The following is a 20,323-nucleotide window of genomic DNA, read 5'->3' as shown; positions in this document are numbered from 1 at the left end:
AGGCAGCAGAGCCGCCGCGCTGGTGATCCATTCTTAGCCCCGTCCCTTGGCTTTGAAAGCAACGCCATGAGTTCTAGCGGCTTTTGGAACACTGGCCAAGGACTTGGTGATGCGGCCGTCACCTTTCCGATGAATATTCGAATATTCAGTGCCGCGAAATCGCGGCAAGCAGCGACGTTGCCGGCATGACGAGCGGCCAGTTCCATCGGCAACGACGGTTTCCGGCACCCGGTGGATCACAAACCCGGAAATGCCAGGTGCTTCGACCTCAGACGCGCTCAGATTGGCACGCAGTTGCACGAGACGATCCGACAGCTGCCAGTCGATTGCGATTGTCTCCGGCGCCGAGGCAAGAACGCGACCGACGCTGTGAGGCATGCCGGAAAGCCCTGGAACCACGTGCTCGCGCCGCTTTCCGATCAGATCCCGGATCTTCCCGTAGGCGGCAGAGCCCTCCGCCGTGTCGCGACGCTCCCAGCGCAGTTTCGATTTCTCGAACGCTTCCGGCGCATTCGGATTGTCCAACTGCCAAGGTTCTGTGACGCCTTCCGGCAGGCCGCCGAATTTTTCCGCCTCGATCAACCGGTTGGCCCAGGTGGTCATGGCGATGTCGCCCTCGTATTCGGCAAAGAACGCGAACGGCTGCACTTCCCCATATTCCTCGCCCATGAACATCATCGGCACCTGCGGCGACAGAAGCAGCATTGAAGTCATGACGTCGAGAAGCCCCGGCTCCGACAGGGAGATCAATCGTTCGCCATGGGCGCGATTGCCCACATGATCATGGTTCTGCAGGAAGTGGATATACGAAGTGAGCGGCGAAGATCCGCCCGCGTCCGCGTCTGACCTCGCGTCTTGCTCGTCATCGTCCCGCGACGGCATGCCGCCATGCGCGAGGCAAGCGGCGAGCTTGGCGACCGGCTGCGCGGCAAAAGGTCCGGCATGGCCCACGGCCTCGCCTGTCGCGATCACATGTGCGGCGTGGTAGGCGTCGTTGTTCCATCCGGCCACAAACGCATCCGGTGTCCCGCCACGTTCCGGGTTGCGCAGGATGGCGCGATGGTCCTCCATCACGAGATGGCGCCGCCGACCCGTCGTTTCGGAATGAACGCGCTCTGCCAGTTCGACGAGAATGTGCTTCTCTGACGTTTCGTCCAGAATCTCGTCCACCGCATCGATGCGAAGGCCATCAAGATTGAACTCTTCCAGCCAGTAGAGCGCGTTTTCGATGAAGAAAGCACGCACGGCTGGTTGGGCAAAGTTGATCGACGGACCCCACGGCGTGATAAACTGCAGATCGAAGAAAGACGGGATGTTCGAGACGATCAGGTTTCCAGCCGGGCCGAAGTGGTTGTAGACGATATCCAGCATGACCGACAGGCCGACCCGGTGGGCGGCATCGACGAAAGCCTTCATGTCATCAGGCGAACCGTAGGTGTGATGGGGGGCATAGGGAAGCGCGCTGTCATAGCCCCAGCCGCGATCGCCCGGAAATTCGCTGACCGGCATCAGCTGAATGACAGTGAAGCCGAGATCGGCAAGATCGGCGAGACGAGACGCTGCGGCGCGAAACGTACCCTCGGCCGTGAAGGTGCCGATATGCATCTCGTAAATCACAGCCTCTTCCCAGGCATGCCCCTTCCAGGCCGGCATGTTCCAGCGGTAGAAGGCCGGATCGACGATCATCGAGTGGCCATCGACGCCACCGTCCTGCGCTCGCGATGCGGGATCCGCGAAGGCCTTACCGTCGGGCATGACGAACTGGTAGGGCGTGCCGGGCTCGACGCCTTCGACGGTCAGCGTGAACCAGCCCTGCCCGGCCGGCAGCATTTCGCGGTTGCGGCCGGCGATGCGGAGGCGCAGGCGCTCGATGTCCGGCGCCCAGAGGCGGAACAGAACGCTGTTTTCGCCGACATGTTCGGCACCCCAGGATTTGGGGAAGGATCGGCGCACGGGCGCGCCGGACGAGACGTGGCCGGAAGCGGTCCGGCGCGAATCGTAGGGCGTGAAATCGCGGGTCAGCGACATGGCATCTCTCCCTTGTTTCAGTCACAAGGGAAACACGGGGCGGACAGGAATAGTTCCCTATTGCCCCGTAACGACCGGATTCGGGATAGGAAAATTGTCTTTTGTCAAGTCAATTTTCTGGCCCGATCATGGACTTAGCCGATGCGGTTGCCGCTTTCCGGATCAAACACGACGGCCTTGTCGAGATTGAAGGCGAAGCGGAATGTCTGGCCAAGCGTGACCGGTACTTCGGCGCGAGCGCGTCCCGTGAAATTGACCCCGTCCATCCGCCCGGTCACGAACGTGTCGGAGCCGGTCGGCTCGACCATCGTTACCTGCGCATCAACGAAGGCAATCGCATGGGCTGTCGGATCGGCAAGGCCGGAATCGGTGATCGCTTCGGGGCGCAGGCCGAGAATGACATCCTTGCCCGCGGGCAGAACGGATGTCACCGTCGGCGGCACGGCAACCGTCGTTGAACCGCCGAACAGGGCGACGCCCCCGGAGACGACCTTGCCTTTCAGCATATTCATTGCCGGCGAGCCCATGAAATCGGCGACAAACAGATTGGCCGGCAGATTGTAGATTTCGGCAGGCGTTCCGACCTGCTGTACGATGCCTTCCTTGAGGACGACGATCTTGGTCGCAAGCGTCATCGCCTCGATCTGGTCGTGGGTGACATAGACGATCGTCGCATTGGTGTTCTGGTGCAGCGCCTTGATCTCGGCCCGCACCTCGACGCGCAGCTTTGCATCGAGGTTGGAGAGCGGTTCATCAAACAGGAACACGCGCGGCTTGCGAACCAGCGCCCGGCCCATGGCGACGCGCTGACGCTGGCCGCCGGAAAGCTGGCTCGGACGACGCTTCAGGAGATGCTCGATCTGCAGGGTCTTTGCCACGCTTGCGACGGCCGTTTCCCGCTCCGCCTTGTCGATGCCGCGCATCTCCAGCGCAAACGCGATGTTCTCCTCCACCGTCATGTTCGGATAGAGCGCGTAGGACTGGAACACCATGGCGATGTCGCGCTTGGACGGATGCAGGTCCGTCACCACCTCGCCATCGATGACGATGTCACCGGATGTCGGCGGCAGCAGGCCGGCAATGGCGTTAAGCAGCGTGGACTTGCCGCAGCCGGACGGACCGACCAGCACCAGGAAGCCGCCCTTTTCCAGATCGATGTCGATGCCCTTGAGGATCTCGACATTGCCGATCTTCTTGCGGATATTCTTGATCTCGAGAAAGCTCATGTTGGATCAACCCTTGACTGCGCCGGCCATCAGGCCACGCACGAAATAACGTCCGGCGACGACATAGACGAACAGCGTCGGCAATGCCGCGAACACGGCGGCGGCCATGTCGACATTGTATTCCTTCACGCCGGTGGAAGACGAAACGAGGTTGTTGAGCGCCACCGTCATCGGCGATGCCTCGCCCGACGAGAAGGAGACGCCGAACAGGAAGTCGTTCCAGATATTGGTGAACTGGTAGATGACCGTGACGACGATGATCGGGCCGGAGCTCGGCAGCAGGATGCGCCAGAAGATCTTGAAAAAGCCGGCGCCATCCATCATCGCAGCCTTGACCAGCTCGTCCGGAAACGCCTCGTAATAGTTGCGGAAGAAAAGCGTCGTGAAGCCGAGGCCGTAGACTACATGGACGAAGACGAGGCCGGCGGTGGAATTCGACATGCCCATCGCACCCAGCAGCCGCGCCATCGGGATCAGCACCGCCTGGAACGGGATGAAGCAGGCAAACAGCATCATCCCGAACACGAGCTTATGCCCAGGGAAGCGCCACTTGGTGAGCACGTAGCCGTTGAGCGCGCCGAGCAGCGTCGAGATGGCGACAGCCGGAACCACCATTTTTAGCGAGTTCCAGAAATAGCCCTTGATGCCGACGCAGGAGACGCCGATGCAGGCTTCGCCCCAGGCCTTGACCCAGGCGGCGATGGAGGGATCGGAGGGCAGCGCCAGCATGTCGCCGCCGCGGATCTCGTCGAGCGACTTCAGCGACGTGGTGAGCATCACATAGAGCGGCAGCAGATAGACGGCGGCAAGGATGATCAGTGCGCCATAGATGAAATAGCGGACGGTGCGGACCGACCCGGCGCTGACATTTTCAGGGATCGCGCTCAATGGTTCTTCTCCCGAAGCTCGGAATAGAGATAGGGGACGATGATCGCGGTAATGCCCATCAGCATCATTACGGCGCTGGCCGAGCCCACATTCATCTGGTTGCGGGTAAACGTGTAGGAATACATGAAGGTGGACGGAAGTTCGGTGGCATTGCCCGGCCCGCCGCCCGTGAGCGCGATGACAAGGTCATAGGACTTGATCGCCATATGAGCGAGCACGATGAAGGCCGACAGGAAGACCGGACGCAGCATGGGAATGATGATGCGGCGATAGATCGACACGGTCGAGGCGCCATCGATCTGGGCGGCTTTGACGATTTCGCCGTCGATGCCGCGCAGGCCCGCCAGAAACATCGCCATGATGAAGCCCGAGGCCTGCCAGACGCCGGCAATGACGACGGTGTAGATCGCCATTTTCGGGTTGACCAGCCAGTCGAACTTGAAGCTTTCCCAGCCGAGATTGTGCATCGTGTTCTCAAGCCCGAGGCCCGGATTGAGGAACCACTTCCAGGCCGTACCTGTCACGACGAAGGACAGCGCCATCGGATAGAGAAAGATCGGCCGCAGAACGCCCTCGGCGCGGATGCGCTGATCCATCAGGATCGCGATGAAAAGCCCGATCGCGGTGCAGAGCACGATGTAGAGCACGCCGAATATGGCGAGGTTCTGCATCGCCACATACCAGTTGGGCTGCGACCATAGCCGGTAATAGGCATCGAACCCGCCCCACTTGTAGATCGGCATCATCTTCGACGTGGTGAACGACAGATAGACCGTCCACAGGATGAAGCCGTAGACGAACACCAGAATGATGGCAAAGGACGGCGCCAGAACAAGCTTCGGCAAGCCGTTGCGCAAACCATCGGCCATGGACCGCCGCGGCCTGGTCGGCGTCACCATCGGAGCCGGTTCGATTGTCGTCATGGGGGATCTCCGGATGCGAATAGAGACGTTTGAAGGTGCGCCAACAAAAAAGCCCCCTCTGGCCTGCCGGCCATCTCCCCCACAAGGGGGGAGAAAACCTGTGGGCACCCACCGACCAAATCGGGCCCAGACAGTGCGGCTGGGTTAAGTCCCTCCCCCTTGTGGGGAGGGGTTTGGGGCGGGGTTTTTTTGACTACTTCGCGGCAGCAACCGCTTCCGGCAGGCGCTTCAGCGCGGCATCCGTGGTCAGCTGACCGTTGAGGTGCTGCGTGATGACGTCGAGCATGGCTTCCTTGACGGCGGCCGGCTGGGCGTAACCATGGGCGAGCGAGCCCATCAGCGTGCCCTTGGACGAGGCTTCCGCCAGATCCTTCATGCCCTTCTTGGCGCAATCGTCGAACTTTTCGTCCGAGATGTCGGTACGGGCAGGCACGGAACCCTTGACCGTGTTGAAGGCAATCTGGAACGCGGGATCTTCGACGGCGGATGCCATCTTCATCTGCGCGGCCTTCTGCTCTTCACCCACGTCGAACATCATGAACTGATCGGCATTGAACAGGACGGAGCCCTGCGTGCCGGGGAAGCGCATGCAGACGAAATCGGTGCCGGGGGTCTTCTTGGCGCGCAGCCATTCGCCCTTCGACCAGTCGCCCATTTCCTGAGCGCCAGCCTTGCCTTCGATGACGAGCGCAGTGGAGAGGTTCCATTCGCGGCCGGAGAAGTTGGGGTCGAAATAGGTGCGCAGCTTCGACATGTCGTCGAACACCTTCTTCATCGTATCGCCCGACAGAGCGGTCGGATCGGCGTCGAGCACGGCCTTCTTGTAGAAATCAGGACCGCCGACGGAGAGAACCACGGCTTCCCAGAGCGTGCCGTCCTGCCATGGAACGCCGCCATGGGCGAGCGCCGTGATGCCCTGCGCCTTGAAAGCGTCGAGCATGGTGAACAGCTCGTCCATATTGGTCGGCTGCTTGCCGCCGGCCTTGTCGAAGGCAGCCTTGTTCAGCCACAGCCAGTTGGTGGAGTGGATGTTGACGGGGGCAGCAATCCAGTGGCCGTCATACTTGGAGAACGCCTGCAGCGCTGCCGGAATGACCTTGTCCCAACCTTCCTTGGCGGCGAGATCGTCGAGATTGGCGGCAACGCCCATCTCGGACCAGTCGCGCAGGTCGAAGCCGAGCAGCTGGACGGCGGTCGGCGGATCGCCGGCGGTCACGCGGGCGCGCAGCGCCGTCATCGCGGCAGAACCGGCACCGCCGGCAACCGGCATGTCTTTCCAGCCGATACCCTGCTTGGCCAGATTTTCCTTGAGCACGTTGAGCGCCGCGGCTTCGCCGCCAGACGTCCACCAGTGCAGAACTTCAACCTGTTCGGCTGCCTTCGCGGCACCGGCCATCAGCGCAATCATAGCCGCACCCGCGGCCAGTTTGCCGATCAAACGAATAGTCATTGAACTCTCTCCCTCAAAGCCGGGCTCCTCTCCGGACATCGATTTATAACGATATAACTCATGCGAGTGTCAAGCCTGAATCTGACAGATCTTCAGGGATGGTGAAAACCACCATCATCATGTTCTAAAACAACAAATTCAATTTATGCGATGCACCTCAATCGGGCGATGATTTGCACTTGCCGAATTTGTGTCATTTTGCAACGATATAAACAGGCCGCCTGGAGGGGCGCTGGAGGAGACAGCAATGCCGCTTGACGACCGGGGCGAGGACATGGACGCGGAAGAACGCCCGGCACGGCCGCGCGCGAACCTTAAGCCCCGCGATACAGCTCAGAAAAAACCGACGCTGAAGACCGTCGCCGAACTGACCGAGCTTGCGGTGACGACCGTATCGCGAGCGCTTTCCGACGATCCGCAGATCGCGCTCGAAACCCGCATCCGCGTGCGCCAGGCAGCGGAAGATGTCGGCTATCTGCCGGATCGGGCGGCCCAGCGGTTGCGCACCGGACGCACCAACGTGATCAGCCTGGTGCTCGACCCGCACGAGGAAATCCTCGGCTACGGCACCTCGATGATCCGCGGCATGAGTGCGGCGCTGCGCGGCACGAGGTACCATCTCGTCATCACGCCGCATTTTTCAGACACGCCGCAGATCGATCCGGTGAAGCACATCGTTCGCAACCGGATGGCCGACGGCATCCTGTTCAGCCGCACCGAAGCCGCCGACGAGCGCGTCAAATTCCTGATGGAACAGGGCTTTCCCTTCGTGTGCCATGGCCGCACCGAACTTGCGACGCCGCATCCTTACGTAGATTACGACAATTACGCCTTCAGCTACCGCGCCGCGAAAAGCCTGATCGCTGCTGGCTGTCGGCGGCTGTTCATCATCCTGCCGCCCGCAAGGTTCACCTTCGCCCACCACATGCGCCACGGCTTCATGACCGCGGTGCGCGAGGAAGGCGTCGGCTTCGAGATTTCCGACCGCGTAACGCTCGACAGCAAGTCCGATGCGATCCGCGACCATGTGGCGGAAAGACTGGAAGCCGCCGACGCCCCCGACGGCTTCATCTGCGGCGGCGAAGTCTCCGCCATGGCCGTGATGTCGGCAGCCTACGACACCGGCCGCACCATCGGCCACGACGTGCGCCTCGTCGCCAAACAGACGTCCGGCCTGTTCGACCAGGTCCGCCCCCGCATCGAAACGATCTACGAGGACCTGGCGGAAGCCGGACGACTGATGGCCGCGCTGCTTCTGAAGCAGATGGGTGGAGAGGTGTCGGTCGAGGAGTTGCAGGCGCTGCAGACGGTGTGATGACGGGGGCTTCGCAATCCCCAACCTCCCTCATTCCTGTGCTTGTCACAGGAATCCAGCAGCGTCGCGTCTGCGACGCGGAAGGGTCTTTTCACGCGAATGACTTCGCGTGGCTGGATCCCTGTGACAAGCACAGGGATGAGGAGGAGAGGTGGCACTTCCACCTCTCCCCTCCAAAAGGCGCTACCCCTTAATCCTCCTCGACAAACACCTCTTCGCGCTTCTTGCGGACGCTTGGCAGGAAGACGACGATGAGCACGAGTGCAGCGAGTGCTAGCAGGCCGGCGCTGATGGGGCGGGTGATGAAGGTGGTGGCGTCGCCGCGCGAGAGGATCATCGCGCGCCGCAGGTTTTCTTCCAGGAGCGGGCCGAGCACGAAGCCGAGCAGAAGCGGTGCCGGTTCGCAGCGAAGCTTCAACAGCACGTATCCGAGCAGGCCGAAGAAGGCGACGGCGTAGAGGTCGTAGACGTTGGAATTGACGCTGTAGACCCCGATGGCGCAGAACGCCATGATGATCGGGAAGAGGACGTAATAGGGGATCGTCAGAAGCTTCACCCACAGCCCGATTAGCGGCAAGTTGAGGACCACCAGCATCAGGTTGCCGATCCACATCGAGGCGATGATGCCCCAGAACAGCGCCGGCTGTTCGACGGCAACGTTCGGACCGGGAACGATGCCCTGGATGATCATCGCGCCGACCATCAGCGCCATGACCGGGTTGGCCGGAATGCCGAGCGTCAGGAGCGGGATGAACGAGGTCTGGGCGCCCGCATTGTTGGCCGATTCCGGACCTGCGACACCGGCAACCGCGCCATGGCCGAACTCTTCCGGATGTTTCGACACCTTCTTCTCGACCGTATAGGAGGCGAACGCCGCAAGGATGGCGCCGCCGCCGGGCAGGATGCCGAGGATGGAGCCGATTGCCGTGCCGCGCAGCACGGGGCCGACCATCGCCTTGAAATCCTCGCGCGACGGCATCAGGTTCGATACCTTCGCCATCAGCACGGTGCGGGTCTTCTCGCTTTCGAGATTGCGCAGGATTTCGGCGATGCCGAAAATACCGACCGCGACCGCGACGAAGTTCAGCCCGTCGGCATATTCACGGATACCGAGCGTGAAACGTGGCGTGCCGGTGTAGATATCGGTGCCGACAAGGCCGAGCAGCAGGCCGAGGCAGACCATGGCCAAGGCCTTGAGGATAGAGCCATGCGCCAGCGCAATTGACGAAACGAGGCCGACGACCATCAGGGAGAAATACTCCGCCGCGCCGAATTGCAGGGCAATCGCGGTGAGCGGCAGCGCGAAGATCGCCACCAGGAATGTCGATACCGTGCCGGCGAAGAACGACCCGAGGGCGGCGATGGCCAGCGCCGGCCCGGCCCTGCCCTTGCGCGCCATCTGGTAACCGTCGAGCGCCGTGACCGCCGACGAGGATTCACCCGGCATGTTGATGAGGATGGCCGTGGTGGAGCCGCCATACTGCGCGCCGTAATAGATGCCCGCGAGCATGATCAGCGACGACACGGGTTCGAGCTGGAAGGTGATCGGCAACAGCATGGCGATCGTCGCCGTTGCGCCGATGCCGGGCAGAACGCCGATCAGCGTGCCGAGCAGCACCCCGATCAGGCAGAAGAACAGGTTCTCGATCGACGTGGCGGTGGAGAAACCGAGGGCGAGATTTGCAAATAATTCCATGAACCGAGCCCCTTACATGCCAAGCCACGGCCCGAACCGCCGGAACGGCAGGCCAAGACCATAGCTGAAGACGAGAACCGAAAAGACCGTGAGCAGAGCCGACAGGATGACGGCCATCAGCGGCTTCATCTTGTGAGAGGCGAATGCCGCGATCAGCGCCGTGAAGAAGATCGCCGGCACGAAGCCCAAACCGCGCACGGTCAGACCGAAAAAGATCGGTGCCGGCAGAATGAAGGCCATCCCGCGCCAGGCAAGCGCCCCGACCGGTTCGCCCTCAACACGGATGGCCTGAAAGACGATCACGCCGCCCAAGAGCATAAGCACGCAAGCGAGGATGAACGGAAAATAGCCCGGCCCCATGCGAAGCGCCGTGCCGAGTTCCAGTTCGATCGATTGATAGGCAAAGAACAGGCCGGTCAGCATGAGCGCCAGCCCGCAGACCAGATTGGTCCTGTCGATATTGAGTGAATTCATGATGGCTCCGAAATATTGGAAGAGCTCTGTGGATCTGCGCCGCGGGTCGGCATGGTCGCTAGCAGGAGTGTCGCTTGCAGGAGTGTCGCTTGCCGGTGGGGTCCTTGCAGACGTTCGCGCCGATCAGCGGTCGATCTGAGCGATCAGCTTGCCGGCAATTTCTCCCCCGCGGGGGAGAAGGACGAAAGGTTGCGGGCTCCAAGGCCGATCGAGCAGAACTCCTCACCCTGCCCAGAGAGGGGCCAGGGTGAGGGGCAGTGCCGTGACGAGAGATCAGTCGGCGTACTGGCCGGCTGCCTCGATGACCGGCTTCCAGCGGGCGATTTCGCTTTCCAGCTTGGTCTTCAGCGCCTCAGGCGTGGCGTCGGCTTCCGGTGAAGGCTTGGTGCCGAGTTCACCGAAACGGGCAACGACGTTCGGGTCTTTCAGTGCGACTTTAAGCGCCGCAGACAGCTTGTCGTTGGCTTCCTTCGGCGTGCCCTTCGGCGTGTAGATGCCGTGCCAGATGCCCACTTCCATCTGCGGATAACCGGCTTCCTTGACGGTCGGCAGGTCCTTCAGGATGTCGAGGCGGTCAGCGGAGGTGACGGCGTAGGCCTTTACCGTGCCGCCCTGGATCTGCTTTGTCGTATTGGTGGTCTGGTCGCACATGATATCGACCTGGCCGCCGAGAAGATCGGTCATCGCCGGGCCGGTGCCCTTGTAGGGAACGGTCACGAGCGGTGTTTCGATCGAGCTCATGAACAGCATGCCGCAGAGATGCGATGCAGCGCCGATGCCGGCATTGGCGACCGTCACCTTGTCCTTGTTCGCCTTGGCGTATTCGATCAGGCCCTTGAGGTCGGTGGCTTCCATGTCCTTGCGGGCGAGAAGCGTCATCGGCACTTCCGTGACGAGACCGACATATTCGAACGCGTTCAGCGTGTCATAGGCGAGCTTGCGATAGAGCGTGGCGCTGGTCGCCATGCCGATATGGTGCAGGAGAACGGTGTAACCGTCCGCTTCCGCATTGGCGACGCGTCCGGCACCGAGCGAACCGCCGGCACCGCCGACATTTTCCACGACGATCTGCTGGCCGAGATCGCGCGACATGGATTCAGCCACGAGACGTGCGACCGTATCGGTCGGGCCGCCGGCCGCAAACGGTACGATCATCGTGATCTGGCGATCCGGATAGCTCTGCGCATTGGCAGAAGCCGAAAACAGCGAAATGGCGGCAAGAGCCGTTGCGCCGATCATGGCGTTGACGATTTTCATGATTTGTCCTCCCGAGCGTGAAAATCAGCATGCAAACTGTGTGCTGGCGACAGTCCTCCCTCGCCAGCGTGGTGCCATTTGCAGTGCGGATTTCGCTGGCCGCAATCAGGCGGGAGGCAGCACCGCCAAGTTTATCGCTGGCGTGCAATGCAGCATGGGTGGATTAGGGAACAATCGCGTCAAAGCCTGGGTGGAAATCCACCCAGCGCGGGGTTATGGGCGTGTTTCGTCACCCGTTCAGATCGTCCTGAAGCATCTGGTCGGCCGAGATAAGCCGCTTGTCCAGCCCGTGTTTCTGCATCTTTTCGTAGAGCGTCTTGCGCGATATGCCGAGCGATTCGTAGACGGGCCGCAGTGCACCGCCATGCGCTGCAATTTCGCCGGCGATCAGATTGCGCTCGAAAGCGGCCACCTTGTCTGCCAGCCGTCCCGCCGGATCACGAAGCCTGCCGTTGGAATCCGTCGACGGAAGATCGAGACCCAGCACCAGCCGGTCGGCGGCGTTGCGCAACTCGCGGACATTGCCGGGCCAGGCCTGGTCGCCGATCGTGGCGATCACATCGACGGGGACATCGAGATCGTCACGGCCATAGCGGGCGGAGGCTTCGCGGACCAGCTGCAGAAACAGAAGCGCGATATCGGCCCGCCGTTCGCGCAGAGACGGCACATGGATGGTTGCGACGTTGAGACGGTAGAGAAGATCGGCCCGGAACCGGCCGGCTGCGACTTCCGCCTCCAGGTCCACCTTGCTGGTGGCGATAAAGCGCACGTCGAGGGCCACGGTTTCGTTCGAGCCGAGCCTTGTAATGACACGCTCCTGCAGGACGCGCAGGAATTTTGCCTGCAGGTCGAAGGGCATCGAGCCGATCTCGTCGAGCAGGATCGTGCCGCCGCGGCCATGTTCGAACTTGCCGTATCGCGGCCGGATGGCTCCCGGAAAGGCGCCCGCCTCGTGGCCAAACAGTTCGCTCTCGATCAGCGTTTCCGGAAGTGCTGCGCAGTTGATGGCGATGAACGGCCGGTTGGCGCGCGGGCTGACATCGTGCAGCGCCCGCGCCACCACTTCCTTGCCGGCACCGGTCTCGCCAATGATCAGCGTATCGGCATCGGTGGCGCCGATCGCGCGGATGCGGTAGCGCAGATCGACCATCACCTGGGTGCGGCCAGGCATGCGGGTTTCCAGATCGTCGCGCTTGCCGGCCACCGCCTTCAGCCGGCGGTTTTCCATGACCAGCGCGCGGCGATCGAGCGCCCTGCGGATGACACCGGCCAGATGCTGCGGCGTGAACGGCTTTTCGAGGAAATCATAGGCGCCCTCGCGCATCGCCTTCACCGCCAGCTGCACATCGCCATGGCCGGTGACGAGAATGATCGGGATTTCCGCATCGAGCTCACGCACCCGCTGCAACAGTGTCATGCCGTCTGTTCCGGGCATGCGAATATCGCTGACGATAACGCCGTCAAAGCCGAAACCGGCGAGTTCGAGAACATGATCGGCATTGGAAAACGTCTGCACCGAGAGACCAAACAGCTCCAGCGCCTGGGCGGTGGACCGGCGCAGTTCCTCTTCGTCGTCAACCAGCAAAACCCTTTGCGCCGCATCCCTTGCTTCGCTCACTCGGCAGCCTCCATCAGGTTTTCATCGGCAATGTCGAGCTCGATGGTGAACACGGCACCCCCATCGGGATCATCGGTGACGGAAAGGCTACCACCGAAATCCTTGACGATGTTGTAGGAGATCGACAGCCCGAGCCCGAGCCCCTTGCCGATGCCCTTGGTGGTAAAGAACGGGTCGAAGATACGCTCGCGGATCGACGCCGGCACACCCGGCCCGCCATCGCGCACATGCACCGTCACGGTATCGTGGGTTCTCGACGCCGACACGGCGATGCGCCGGTCGGCAAGTCCCTCGACGGCATCGGCCGCATTGCCGATCACGTTGACCAGAACCTGCTGCAGACGGATGGAGCCGGCCCTCACCTTCGGCAGGTTTGCGGGGATATCGACGACGAGATCCGCATCGGCCGCCTTCAGACGCGCCGCGACGATTTCCAGTGTGTCGTCCATCACCTCCTGCAGCGAGACGGCACCGAGCTTCTCGTTCGGCTTGCGGGCGAAGTTGCGCAGATGCTTGCTGATCGAGGCCATGCGATCGATCAGCGCCGATATGCGTCTAACGTTGTCGCGGGCCTCTTCCGTGCGGTCGAGGTCCATCAGCACGCCGGCCGTCTCCGCATAGGTTTTCGCGGCCGCAAGCGGCTGGTTGAGCTCATGCGACAGTGCTGCCGACATCTGGCCGAGACCGGCAAGCTTGCCGGCCTGGATGAGATCCGCCTGGGTCTGGCGCAGCCGCTGTTCGGTGGCCCGGCGCTCAGCCACCTCCTCCTCGATCTGGGCGTTGACGCGGGCAAGATCGGCGGTGCGCTCGGCAACCCGGTGCTCGAGCGCATTCTGCGCTTCTGCCTGGAGATGCATGCGCTCGGCAAGCCGCGCCCGGCGCTGCAGGATGACGGCAAGGCCGAGGACGGCGAGACAGAGGGAAAGCAGCAGGGCGGCGACGGTGGTCTTTGCCTGGGCATGCACGGACCCGGTATCCATCAGCACGCTGACGGTCCATCCGGCATCGGGCATCGGTTGCGACACGACGAGATATTCCCGGTCGCCATCATTATCGGCAATCGTCATCACCTCGTGACCGGCGAATTCGCCACGGCGGACCGGCAATTCGCGCAGTTTCGCATCCGCATAGCGCCGCGAGGTCTGGGTGCGGGCGATCCGGCCCGGCGACAGCGGCAGGGTCGTGGCATAGAGCCATTCCGGCCGGCTGGTCATGAAGATTATGCCCTCGGGGTCGGCAACGAAGATGCGGTCTTCGGTGCCTTGGGCGGTCCCCTTCCCCCAGCTGTCCTCGACCAGATCGATATCGACCTTGAAGACGATGACGCCGCGGATCACCCCGGCGATCTCGATCGGCGACGAGAAGTAGTAGCCGCGTTTGAGCGACGTCGTGCCGAGCGCATAAAAGCGCGACTGGCGGCCCTTAGCAGCCTCCTGGAAATACGGACGGTAGGAAAAGTTCTCGCCGATGAAACTGACGTCGCTGTCATGGTTGCTGGCGGCAATGGTCTGCCCGTCCATCGTCATCAGATAGATGTCGGAGGATTTGAGGAGCGCGTTGGTGTCTTTCAAATAGGCGTTGGTGGCGGCCTGCAGGGTTGTGTTGGACGGATCGAGCACGAAAGCCTCGACATTCTGCTGGTCGGCGATCAGGGCCGGCAGCGCCTCGTAGCGCTTCAGGTGCCCGTCGAGACCGGAAACGGCAAGCCTCAGCGTGGTGTTGGCCTGCGCCTTCGCCTCCTCCATGTAGCCGCTCGCGATCATGCCGGCGCCCTGGACATAGATGCCCAGACCGATCATGACCGCCACGCCCGCCGCTGCAAGAATTGCGTATCTCACCAGATGCCGGGCTCCTCCTCCCAACTCGTCCTCATCAGACACCTTAAAATCCGGCACTGGCGAATTCCACTAAAACTTGCGAAGACTTGATTTCACCGGCATCCGTCGGCGGCGGCAAAGGGAATCATCATGAGTTACATGCTTGCACTCGTCATCGGCGCGGTGGCCGGGCTTCGCGCCATGACGGCACCGGCGATCGTCAGCTGGGCGGCCGGTCTCGGCTGGCTCGATCTCTCCGGCACCTGGCTCGCCTTCATGGGCTCCAAATGGGCCGTGCTGATCCTGACGCTGATCGCCATCGTCGAATTCATCACCGACCAGTTGCCCTCGACGCCGAGCCGCAAGGTGCCGCAGCAATTCGGTGCGCGCATCTTGACCGGCGCGCTCTCGGGTGCTGCGATTGGAATGCCCTACGGCTACTGGCTGGCCGGCCTCGTCTCCGGCATTATCGGCGCCGTGATCGGAACGCTGGGTGGCGCCGCAGTGCGGGCAAAGCTTGCCGCCCATTTCGGCAAGGATGCACCGGCAGCCTTTATCGAGGACGGCGTGGCCGTCGTCGCAGCCCTGATTGTCATCCTGCTTTTGCCGGGAACGCCGGCCGCCTAACGGAGATCTGAGCATCATGCAGACATTCGACGCGATCATCATCGGCGCCGGCCAGGCCGGGCCATCGCTTGCCGGACGCTTCAACGACGCGGGCAAGACCGTCGCCATCGTCGAGCGCAAGCATGTGGGCGGCACCTGCGTCAACACCGGCTGCAAGCCGACCAAGACGCTGGTGGCCAGCGCCTATGCGGCGCATCTCGCGCGCCGCAGCGCCGATTACGGCATCGGCATCGGCGGCGACGTGACGATCGACATGCCGGCTGTGATGCGGCGGGCGTTGAAAGTGACGATGGACAGCCGCGGCAGCAACGAAAGCTGGCTGGAGAAGATGCCCCACTGCACGCTGATCCGCGGCCATGCGCGCTTTGAGAGCGCCGAGACGATCCGCGTCGGCGACGAATTGCTGACGGCGCCGCAGATTTTCCTGAATGTCGGCGCCCGCGCCACCATTCCGGATTTCGAGGGCGTCGACGACATCCCCTATATGACCAACAGCGACATCGTCGGGCTGGACAGGGTGCCGGAGCATCTGGTGATCATCGGCGGCAGTTATATCGGGCTTGAATATGCGCAGATGTATCGCCGCTTCGGCGCGAAGGTAACCGTCGTGGAGCGCGGCGAGCGTATCGTCAGCCGCGAGGATGCGGAGATCTCGCAATCCATCCATGAGATGCTGGAAGCCGAAGGGATCGTCATCAGAACGGGTGCCGACTGCATCCGCTTCAGGAAGACGGACGACGGCATTGCAGTCGGCCTCAGTTGCGACGAAGGCGAGCCTGAAGTCATCGGCTCCGACGTGCTGCTGGCGGTCGGACGCCGTCCCAACACCGACGATCTCGGGCTCGACAAGGCAGGCGTAACGCTCGATGAGCGCGGCTACATTGAGGTGGGCGACGATCTGTCGACCAATGTCGAGGGCATCTGGGCGATGGGCGACTGCAACGGCCGCGGCGCGTTTACCCACACCGCCTACAACGATTTCGAGATCGTTGCGGCCAATCTGTTCGATGGCGAGAGCCGCAAGGTCTCCGACCGCCTGCTCGGGTATGCGCTCTATACCGACCCGCCGCTCGGCCGGGTCGGGATGACCGAACACCAGGCGGTGAAGGCTGGCCACAAGGTTCTCGTCGGCACGCGGCCGATGAGCCAGGTGGGACGCGCCGTGGAAAAGGGCGAGACGATCGGCCTGATGAAGATCGTGGCCGATGCGCAGACGAAAAAGATCCTGGGCGCCGCCCTTCTCGGCACCGGCGGCGACGAGGCGATCCACGGCGTGCTGGACATGATGAATGCCGGCGCGACTTATGATGCCCTGCGCTGGGCCGTGCCCATCCACCCCACCGTTTCGGAACTGTGGCCGACCGTGGTCCAGTCGATGAAGCCGGCAGGCTGACGAAACCATCCGGAATGACGGGGCGTTCACGCGCTGCGGCGCGCTCACTGACAATCCCGTCATTACAGGAATTTAACCTTCTCCCTCCCTTTGCAACGGGGGGGAGTTTGCTTAGACTTCACCCATCGTCGGCACAATCGAAGGCCGCCGGCGACGGGAAGATATCAGAGCGATCTCCCCCAACATCCATTCCACGACGGGAGGCCACAGATGAATACACCTGCATTCAATGCGGCAATGGAACCGCGGGAACTGGATTTCCTGCAGCACGTCTTCGATGCCGCCTGCGCCGAACGCGGCTTGTCTGGCGAAAGCACGGCGGCAAAGAACCTCGCGGCCGAGATCATCGATCTCTACCAGCACGGCGCCTGCGACGAAGGTGCCCTCCAGCATCGGCTGGACCTGTCAGGTCTTCTGAAAAGTCAGGACTGAAGCAGAGGCGTCTACTACCGCTTCGCCTGGAGGTCCCGCTCGTCGCGCATCAGGAATATCCGCGTGATGCTGTCGATATTGTCGTTCAGCCATTCCGCCATGTCCTCTTCCTCGGACAGGATGTGTTCGAAGACGGCGACGGCTTCCGGTTCGTCCAGTTCGTCGGCAGCGGCTATCAGCACCTTGTAGGTCGCGATTTCCGTGTGCTCGAATGCGAAGGCAGTCGTCATGGTCTTGATGACCTCGTCGCTGACCAGCAATCCGCCGACACCTTGGGCCGTTGCGGCAAGCTTGGCGGTCATGTCCTTGAAGGTCGGCGTCGTCACGGCGAACTTCTCCAGCATCTCGGTCAGCGCCGCGACGTGGCCGCGGGTTTCCTCGAGATGCTCCAGAACGCGGTCCTTGAGATCCGGGTAGCTTTCGATCCGGCGTGCCTGAGCTGTCAGAAGCGTGACTGCCTGTTCCTCCATCGCATGGGCATTGCGTAGCCAAGTAATGAAATTGTCCCGCGCATGCGTCATGTTCACGTCCTCCTCGTTACGTCTTCCCCCGGGTCGATTTGGTACGCAACGACTGTAAACCCGTCAACGTCCGCGATGTTCCAGCGTCCCTGGAACATCTTGCAGCTTAGCGCGTTAATGGGCCACGCAATTGACGGGGGTCAAAAGGTGGACGTGTCTAATTTTTCTTTAAAAACTTCGCCGAGCCATACAGGCTCTTCCGCACTTTCGTCCTGGCGCCGGTCGGAGCCATCCGGCCGTGCAATCATTCGACCCGGCCGCAACGTCTGGCGCAGCGCCGAGGCCGAGCGCGTCGGCTTCCTGATCGATGGCGAGGAATACTACCAGCGCCTGGACGACGTGTTGAAGCAGGCCGAACGGTCCGTGATGATCCTCGGCTGGGACTTTAACCCTGGTATCAAGCTGCGTCCGCGCGATCCTGATTGCCCGACGCTTGGTGCCACGCTGCGCCGCATGGTCGAGGAAAAGCCGGAACTGGAAATCCGTATCCTCGTCTGGGGCATGGGTCCGGTCTATTCCGGCAAGAGCCTGAAGATGTTCGGCAAGATGGACTGGAACGACCATCCGCGCATCGAATTGCGCTTCGATTTCGAGCATCCGCTGCGTGCCAGCCATCACCAGAAAATCGTCGTGGTCGACGATAGGACCGCCTTTGTCGGCGGCATCGATCTGACCGCGCGCCGCTGGGACGACCGCGGGCATGCCTGCATCAACCCGGCTCGGACCTCCCCCGACGGCACGACCTATGGTCCCGTTCACGACATGCAGACGATCGTCACCGGCGATATCGCCCGGCTGATCGGCGACGTGACGCGCCGGCGCTGGAAAAAGGTGACGAAGATCGAGCTCGAACCGGTCACGGTTGCGGGCGAAGCCGCCTGGCCGCGGGATCTCGAACCCAATCTCACGAATTGCCGCAGCGGACTTGCGCTGACCGAACCCTGGAAATGGAAGGGTCGCCGCGGTCATCGCGAGGCGATCAAGCTCACCCATGATGCGCTGAAGGCAGCCGAGCGGCACCTCTATATCGAGACGCAGTATCTCGCCTCCTTCGGCGTGGCGCGCACGCTTGCCCGCAAGCTCAAGGCAGCGCAGGGCCCGGAAATCGTCATCATCGTGACGCGCGAATCCCACGGCTTTCTCGAAAAGCTGATGATGGGCAACAACCGCACCCGCCTGATCCGCCGCCTGAAGCGCGCGGATCGCTACGGCCGGCTGCGGATCTACTACGCCACGACCCCGGATGCCGATGGCAACGATCGCGAGATCATTGTTCATTCCAAGCTGATCGTGGTCGACGACCGCTTCGTGCGGGTTGGCTCGTCCAATCTCAACAACCGGTCGGAAGGGCTCGATACGGAATGCGATATCGCGCTCGAGACCGTCGAGGCTGCGTCGCAAAAGGCAATCCTTGATCTGCGCGACGATCTTCTGGCCGAGCATCTCTGCGCCAACAAGGAAGACGTGTCCCGCATCATTCAGCAGACCGGATCGATGCTGGCGGCGATCGACATCCTGAACGTCAACCCACGTTGCCTGCGGCCGTTCGAGGTGGATACGCTGAAGGGCGAGATTACCTCGCTGTTCGGCACCGGTATTGTCGATCCGAAACAGCCGTTCTGGCCGATCCCGGAGATCAAGTCCGGGATCATGAAGCTGTTTTCACGCCTTTCCTTCCGCCGTGCGGCCTGAATAAGCACTTCCCTGACGCCGGTAATAGGCCTCGCTTGCGATCAGCACCGGTACGCCGATCGCGAGCGGCACGAAGAAGTAGAGGACGCGGAAGGCGATCAGTGCGCCGATCGCCGATGTGCCCGGCAACAGGTTCAGCATGACCGCTTCCAGCACGCCGAGACCGCCAGGCACGTGGCTAACCAGCGCGCCGAGATTGGCGGTCACGTAGGCGCTGGCGACCTGCAGGAATCCGACATCGGTAAACGCAAGCAGCAGCTGGCGGATCGCGGAGGCGACACAGAGGAAATTCAGTGTGCCGACGATGATCTGGCCGATCGCGAGCGACAGATCCGGCGGCGTGAAACGCCAGGAGCGGACTGGCAACGGCCGGCGCACCAAAGCGCAAAGCAGTAGATAGGAAGCCGGCACGGCCAGACAGGCGACGCCGATGGCAGCCCTCTTTCCCCTGCCAAGACCGAAGAAGTCGTCCGATCCATTGACATCGAGCAGCATGGCAATGCCGCCCAGTGTGGCAAGCCCCAACCCAACAGTCGCGCCGCAAAACACGATGACCTTGGCGATGTCCTGAGGCTGAAGGCCCCAGCGGGAGTAGAACCGGTAACGGACCGCGCCGCTGCTGAGCGCTGCCATGCCGACATTGTGGCCGATCGACAGGCTTGTGAAGGATGCGAGTGCCGTCTTATGGTAGGCAAGCGGCTTGCCCGCATAGCGCACGCCAAGCGCATCGAACATGCCAAGGCAGGCATAGGAGAGAATGACGAAGCCGAACGCGGCCACCAACCGAATGCCGGCGATGGACAGCACTGACTCCTCGATTTCGTCCCATGTGTAGCGTTGCAGGCTGCGGTAGACGAGGAGTGCGGCAAGGCAGACCGCGGCAACCACAAGACATTTGATGAGGGGCCGCCAGATCTTCATTCCATCTCCATTCATGCTGTGCAGGGTGGAACGAAATGACTGTCC

The 20,323-nt window shown here is 62.1% G+C and carries 17 protein-coding genes; 5 read left to right on the top strand and 12 right to left on the bottom strand.

Going from position 1 to position 20,323, the window contains the following annotated elements:
• Positions 1-33 precede the first annotated feature (33 nt).
• The 5 genes from treZ to IFT59_RS01775 all read right to left on the bottom strand — a co-directional run bounded on the left by treZ (position 34) and on the right by IFT59_RS01775 (position 6,515).
• The gene (treZ, locus tag IFT59_RS01795) at positions 34-2,028 is read right to left on the bottom strand and encodes a malto-oligosyltrehalose trehalohydrolase (RefSeq protein WP_192085892.1); all 1,995 of its coding nucleotides are present in this window, start codon (positions 2,026-2,028) and stop codon (positions 34-36) included.
• Positions 2,029-2,162: 134 nt separating this feature from the next.
• Positions 2,163-3,254: an ABC transporter ATP-binding protein gene (locus IFT59_RS01790; RefSeq protein ID WP_192077736.1), complete on the bottom strand. Its 1,092-nt coding sequence runs from the start codon at positions 3,252-3,254 to the stop codon at positions 2,163-2,165.
• Between the two features lie 6 nt (positions 3,255-3,260).
• On the bottom strand, positions 3,261-4,142 hold the full coding sequence (locus IFT59_RS01785; RefSeq protein ID WP_062461481.1) for a carbohydrate ABC transporter permease: 882 nt from the start codon (positions 4,140-4,142) through the stop codon (positions 3,261-3,263).
• Entirely contained in the window at positions 4,139-5,065 is a 927-nt protein-coding gene (locus IFT59_RS01780; RefSeq protein WP_082471979.1) for a carbohydrate ABC transporter permease, read from the bottom strand. The genes IFT59_RS01785 and IFT59_RS01780 overlap by 4 nt, the downstream gene beginning before the upstream one ends.
• 193 nt (positions 5,066-5,258) lie before the next feature.
• The gene (locus tag IFT59_RS01775; RefSeq protein ID WP_197978008.1) at positions 5,259-6,515 is read right to left on the bottom strand and encodes an ABC transporter substrate-binding protein; all 1,257 of its coding nucleotides are present in this window, start codon (positions 6,513-6,515) and stop codon (positions 5,259-5,261) included.
• 247 nt (positions 6,516-6,762) lie between these two features.
• Here IFT59_RS01775 and IFT59_RS01770 point away from each other — a divergent pair, with 247 nt between their 5' ends.
• Positions 6,763-7,830, top strand: a complete 1,068-nt coding sequence (locus IFT59_RS01770) for a LacI family transcriptional regulator (RefSeq protein WP_249407455.1) — start codon at positions 6,763-6,765, stop codon at positions 7,828-7,830.
• A gap of 190 nt (positions 7,831-8,020) precedes the next feature.
• Here IFT59_RS01770 and IFT59_RS01765 read toward each other — a convergent pair whose 3' ends face one another.
• The 5 genes from IFT59_RS01765 to IFT59_RS01745 form a co-directional block, all read right to left on the bottom strand.
• Entirely contained in the window at positions 8,021-9,526 is a 1,506-nt protein-coding gene (locus IFT59_RS01765; protein ID WP_192085890.1) for a tripartite tricarboxylate transporter permease, read from the bottom strand.
• A 12-nt stretch (positions 9,527-9,538) separates the two neighbouring features.
• Positions 9,539-10,000 carry a tripartite tricarboxylate transporter TctB family protein gene (locus IFT59_RS01760; protein WP_192085889.1) on the bottom strand — a complete coding sequence of 154 codons (462 nt, stop codon included), beginning with the start codon at positions 9,998-10,000 and terminating at the stop codon, positions 9,539-9,541.
• 273 nt (positions 10,001-10,273) lie between these two features.
• Positions 10,274-11,257: a tripartite tricarboxylate transporter substrate-binding protein gene (locus IFT59_RS01755; protein ID WP_192085886.1), complete on the bottom strand. Its 984-nt coding sequence runs from the start codon at positions 11,255-11,257 to the stop codon at positions 10,274-10,276.
• Between the two features lie 229 nt (positions 11,258-11,486).
• On the bottom strand, positions 11,487-12,875 hold the full coding sequence (locus IFT59_RS01750) for a sigma-54-dependent transcriptional regulator (protein ID WP_062461496.1): 1,389 nt from the start codon (positions 12,873-12,875) through the stop codon (positions 11,487-11,489).
• Complete coding sequence (locus tag IFT59_RS01745) at positions 12,872-14,713, bottom strand: sensor histidine kinase (protein ID WP_446737783.1); 1,842 nt, start codon at positions 14,711-14,713, stop codon at positions 12,872-12,874. The genes IFT59_RS01750 and IFT59_RS01745 overlap by 4 nt, the downstream gene beginning before the upstream one ends.
• A 129-nt stretch (positions 14,714-14,842) precedes the next feature.
• Between IFT59_RS01745 and IFT59_RS01740 the strand changes: the two genes are divergently transcribed.
• From IFT59_RS01740 to IFT59_RS01730, 3 genes are all read left to right on the top strand, one after another.
• The gene (locus IFT59_RS01740; RefSeq protein WP_062461499.1) at positions 14,843-15,319 is read left to right on the top strand and encodes a DUF4126 family protein; all 477 of its coding nucleotides are present in this window, start codon (positions 14,843-14,845) and stop codon (positions 15,317-15,319) included.
• 13 nt (positions 15,320-15,332) lie between these two features.
• On the top strand, positions 15,333-16,712 hold the full coding sequence (locus IFT59_RS01735; protein ID WP_210184905.1) for an FAD-containing oxidoreductase: 1,380 nt from the start codon (positions 15,333-15,335) through the stop codon (positions 16,710-16,712).
• Positions 16,713-16,922: 210 nt separating this feature from the next.
• Complete coding sequence (locus tag IFT59_RS01730; protein ID WP_062461504.1) at positions 16,923-17,144, top strand: hypothetical protein; 222 nt, start codon at positions 16,923-16,925, stop codon at positions 17,142-17,144.
• Positions 17,145-17,158: 14 nt separating this feature from the next.
• On the opposite strand, the gene IFT59_RS01725 is transcribed toward IFT59_RS01730, so the two are convergent.
• On the bottom strand, positions 17,159-17,665 hold the full coding sequence (locus tag IFT59_RS01725; protein WP_062461507.1) for a ferritin-like domain-containing protein: 507 nt from the start codon (positions 17,663-17,665) through the stop codon (positions 17,159-17,161).
• Positions 17,666-17,818: 153 nt separating this feature from the next.
• Here IFT59_RS01725 and IFT59_RS23340 point away from each other — a divergent pair, with 153 nt between their 5' ends.
• A complete protein-coding gene (locus IFT59_RS23340; protein WP_342366067.1) occupies positions 17,819-19,357 on the top strand; it encodes a phospholipase D-like domain-containing protein in 1,539 nt (512 codons plus the stop codon).
• Here the strand turns inward: IFT59_RS23340 and IFT59_RS01715 are convergent.
• Positions 19,328-20,278 carry a lysylphosphatidylglycerol synthase domain-containing protein gene (locus IFT59_RS01715; RefSeq protein ID WP_192085882.1) on the bottom strand — a complete coding sequence of 317 codons (951 nt, stop codon included), beginning with the start codon at positions 20,276-20,278 and terminating at the stop codon, positions 19,328-19,330. The two genes, IFT59_RS23340 and IFT59_RS01715, sit on opposite strands and share 30 nt — an antisense overlap.
• Positions 20,279-20,323 lie beyond the last annotated feature (45 nt).

The sequence above is a fragment of the Rhizobium sp. CFBP 8752 genome, assembly GCF_014842035.1.
Classification (GTDB): domain Bacteria; phylum Pseudomonadota; class Alphaproteobacteria; order Rhizobiales; family Rhizobiaceae; genus Neorhizobium; species Neorhizobium soli.
Note: the sequence above shows the minus strand (reverse complement) of the source record. Positions and strands in the feature narration are given on the sequence as shown.

What these genes read in the sequence shown, in the direction of transcription:
- IFT59_RS01780 (WP_082471979.1), bottom strand. Translation starts at nt 5,065, where the DNA reads ATGACGACAATCGAACCGGCTCCGATGGTGACGCCGACCAGGCCGCGG.
- IFT59_RS01775 (WP_197978008.1), bottom strand. Translation starts at nt 6,515, where the DNA reads ATGACTATTCGTTTGATCGGCAAACTGGCCGCGGGTGCGGCTATGATT.
- treZ (WP_192085892.1), bottom strand. Translation starts at nt 2,028, where the DNA reads ATGTCGCTGACCCGCGATTTCACGCCCTACGATTCGCGCCGGACCGCT.
- IFT59_RS01740 (WP_062461499.1), top strand. Translation starts at nt 14,843, where the DNA reads ATGAGTTACATGCTTGCACTCGTCATCGGCGCGGTGGCCGGGCTTCGC.
- IFT59_RS01725 (WP_062461507.1), bottom strand. Translation starts at nt 17,665, where the DNA reads ATGACGCATGCGCGGGACAATTTCATTACTTGGCTACGCAATGCCCAT.
- IFT59_RS01770 (WP_249407455.1), top strand. Translation starts at nt 6,763, where the DNA reads ATGCCGCTTGACGACCGGGGCGAGGACATGGACGCGGAAGAACGCCCG.
- IFT59_RS01765 (WP_192085890.1), bottom strand. Translation starts at nt 9,526, where the DNA reads ATGGAATTATTTGCAAATCTCGCCCTCGGTTTCTCCACCGCCACGTCG.
- IFT59_RS01790 (WP_192077736.1), bottom strand. Translation starts at nt 3,254, where the DNA reads ATGAGCTTTCTCGAGATCAAGAATATCCGCAAGAAGATCGGCAATGTC.
- IFT59_RS01755 (WP_192085886.1), bottom strand. Translation starts at nt 11,257, where the DNA reads ATGAAAATCGTCAACGCCATGATCGGCGCAACGGCTCTTGCCGCCATT.
- IFT59_RS01730 (WP_062461504.1), top strand. Translation starts at nt 16,923, where the DNA reads ATGAATACACCTGCATTCAATGCGGCAATGGAACCGCGGGAACTGGAT.
- IFT59_RS01715 (WP_192085882.1), bottom strand. Translation starts at nt 20,278, where the DNA reads ATGAAGATCTGGCGGCCCCTCATCAAATGTCTTGTGGTTGCCGCGGTC.
- IFT59_RS01760 (WP_192085889.1), bottom strand. Translation starts at nt 10,000, where the DNA reads ATGAATTCACTCAATATCGACAGGACCAATCTGGTCTGCGGGCTGGCG.